This is a genomic window from Magnetospirillum sp. WYHS-4, assembly GCA_039908345.1.
Classification (GTDB): Bacteria; Pseudomonadota; Alphaproteobacteria; order Rhodospirillales; family GLO-3; genus JAMOBD01.
Window position 1 is genome coordinate 1 of record JAMOBD010000137.1, and the last position, 2,044, is coordinate 2,044.

The following is a 2,044-nucleotide window of genomic DNA, read 5'->3' on the forward strand; positions in this document are numbered from 1 at the left end:
CCGTGACGGTCGACCTGGCCCAGGGAACCGCCAGTGGCGGGGCCGGAACCGATAGCCTGTCGAACATCGAGGATATCGAAGGATCGGCCCATGCCGATACCCTGATCGGCGATGCCGGCGACAACAATTTCCATCTGGCGGCCGGACACGTCCAGGCGGGGGAGGTCATCGACGGTGGCGGCTACGCTGCCAACGGCAATTCCCTTTACCTGACTGGAAACAATGACCTGAGGGGCGCCTCGCTTGCCAATATCCAGGGGTTCGGCTTCCAGGGGGAGAATACCCACGGAACCGTCAATCTGTCCCAATTGACCGCGCTGGGCGGGAATCTGACCATCGGTTCGCTGGACGGTGCCGCCGGGCAGAAGCTGGTGGTCAAGCTGGATGGCGAGGGTTGGGAGTACGCCTTTGCCTCTGGCGACGGAATCGCCTCGATCATCCTGGACGGATCGGAGCACAGCGACGACCTCGCTCTCGATCCGTATTCCTATTATTGGTGGGGCAATACAGGCCTGATCGGCGGCAGCGGGAACGATACCCTCGTCGCCCAGGACGCCTTGCCCGTCATGCTGGGCGGCGCGGGGAACGATATCCTTCAAGTTTCGGGAACCTCCGCCGCCACCCACACGCTTGGCGGCGGCAGCGGCACCGATACACTCCTGGTCTCGGGTTGGGCGGATATTCGGAACGCCGGCTCTTTCTCGGGAGTCGAGCAGATCGCCTTCACGGGAAGCAGCGCCACCCTCTACGCCACGGCGGCGCAACTCGCCGATATCACCATTGATGGGGCGGGCAGCGCGGTGACGCTGGGCGTCAACGACCTGTCGGGCTTGAACCTGATCAACTGGGGAACGGACGACACGCTTATCCTGGCGGGCGGCGGGGGTGACGACACCCTAACCGGAACCAGCGGCGATGACACCCTGGAAGGCGGCTTGGGCAACGATGTCATCGACGGCGGCGCGGGCCATGACCTCGCCTATTATATCGGCCACCCTGGGTACGTGTATGTCGATCTGGCGGCGGGAACCGCCAGCAGCAGCAACGGCAACGATACCTTGTCGGGTATCGAGGGCATCGTCGCGGGCAACAATGTGCGAAGCATCGTCGGCGATGCCGGCAACAACACCTTCGACCTTCGGAGCACCAGCCCTCAGACCCTGGTGGGCGGCGCCGGCACCGATACCGTGCTCGTTCGAGGCAGCTTCGATCTGACCCCGGCGTGGACCTTCAACACCATCGAACAACTGAAGATCGATGCACCGTCCACCAGTCCGTCACCCAATGTGTCCCTGTTGAAGGTCCAGTTCGATGCCCTGACGACCATCGATGCCGGGGGCGACATGACCGGCGCAAGTTCCTGGATTGACTTCGACGGCGGCAGCGTGAGCAACCAGGGCGCGGTCATCAAGGTGAAAGGCTTTACCGATACCTATGTGGGTCTGAACCTGGATGCCTCCAGCGGCAAGACGTACCAGGATTGGGGCGATGGACCCGGCTGGACGGGTGGCCATGGCGCCGTGTTGTGGCTCTATGGCACCTACGCTTCCACGACCGTGAATTTCACCGGGTCGAGCGTCGCCGATATTCTGAGCGGTGGTTCCGGGGCCGATATCCTGGCGGGCGGCGCTGGCGACGACGTGCTGTCCGCCAACTCCGGCAACGATACCCTCACCGGCGGCACGGGAACGGATCGGCTGCTCGGCGGTGCCGGCAACGACGTCTTCCAGTTCAACACGGGGGATGTGGCGGCGGGGGAAACCATCATCGGCGGCACCGGCATCGACACGCTCCGCGTCACCGCCGATACCGATTTCCGGAATGCCACCGTGTCCGGCATCGAGCGGATCGAATTGCAGGGCCATACCGTCGATATGACCCTTTCCCAGGCCGACGCGGGCGAGACCGGCGGCGGCTATTTGACCCTGGTGGGGGGAACCGGCGGCGACGTCCTGCGCATTCATGCCGACTCGGTGAACGAGGACTTCCGCGCCCAGATCGGGGGCATGCTCTCTCCCGCCACCCTCGACGGCACCTCGGGAAT

Annotated in this window: 1 protein-coding gene; it reads left to right on the forward strand. The window is 64.2% G+C overall.

The genetic code is table 11. The features are described from left to right. The coding region (locus H7841_18295; GenBank protein MEO5338809.1) for a hypothetical protein at positions 1-2,044 on the forward strand (2,044 nt) is incomplete at both ends.